Genomic DNA, 1,253 nt, shown 5'->3' with positions numbered 1-1,253 from the left:
CTATATCGAAAATAAATCAGCACAAATCCGTTCCATCAAACGGAAATTAAAACAGGAACGCTCCAGATTAACCACCTTAAGAAAAATCAAAACATCCTTCGTCAAAGACAAACCTAAATTCCCCAAGCATGCAAGAGAACAAAAACAAGACCATTGCTTTGTCGTAAGCTATAAAAAGAAAACGGACATCTATTATCATGCGTACCAATTTGAACATACATATCTTGATCCACAGATAAAACAACTCAAATCAAGAATTGGTTTTCTGACATCAAAGCTGAACCGGAATGAGGAAGAATTAAACCAGTTACGTACCCGCATCCCAAGTGTTGTATTTGGTTCAAAAAAGCGGTTTAAATCACAACATACGAAAGAATGTTACCTAGACAATCATGACGCTTGGCTGGAGGAATGGCAACAATCTCGCAACCAAAAAATGATTCTATCTGGACGGAAAGATGCCGCAAACGGGAATTTTGTATTTAACTATGATATAGAAAATAAACAGCTCCATTTCAAAACACCAAGTGGGGTTTTCGTTAACATGGAACAAGTTCATTTCCCATATGGCCAGGAAAAAGTGGCATCTGCCATCCAAACCCAACAGAACTGTAAAAATAAGAAAAAGTATGGAAAACCGATTGCCTGGTCCCTTGAAGATTATGGTGACTACTATATAGTCAAATGTATGATGGATGTTGAAATCAATTCGCAAACAAACTATTCGAAATCCGATGGGGTCATTGGCGTAGATTGTAATGTCGATCATTTTGCCATTGCCAATACCAACGCAAAAGGTCAGTTACTTTCATCCTGCACATTACCATTTAAGCTGGAAGGCAAAACGTCATGGCAAATTACCAAGATCATCGAAGCTGAAGCGATTGGAGTTGTAGATATTGCCCTGAAAGCCAACAAGCCAATTGCTTTGGAAAGAATCAATACGACCACTTCCAAAGTATCGAATCCATATGGTAATAAAAAAGCAAACCGGAAAATGGCCATGTTTGCTTATAAGAAAATGAGCGCTGCCATTAAATCCAGAGCAGAGAAAATAGGGGTGGCCGTATATGAGATTAACCCAGCCTACACCAGCCAAATTGGCAAAATAAAATACATGAAACGATTCGGGATATCCATTCACCAGGCGGCAAGTTATGTAATTGCCAGAAGAGCAATGGGATTTCGTGAAAAACTTCCACCAGTGTTGCGTGCACTATTACCGGAGAAGATGATAGGTGCGCATCATTGGG

1 protein-coding gene is annotated in these 1,253 nt (G+C 39.3%); it reads left to right on the top strand.

The genetic code is table 11. From position 1 onward, the window contains the following. Positions 1-1,253, top strand: a 1,253-nt coding sequence (locus IEX12_RS23075; protein ID WP_188725991.1) for an IS200/IS605 family accessory protein TnpB-related protein, incomplete at both ends; no start/stop codon positions are given.

It is taken from the genome of Lentibacillus populi (assembly GCA_014642895.1).
GTDB lineage: Bacteria > Bacillota > Bacilli > Bacillales > Amphibacillaceae > Lentibacillus_C > Lentibacillus_C populi.
Note: the sequence above shows the minus strand (reverse complement) of the source record. Positions and strands in the feature narration are given on the sequence as shown.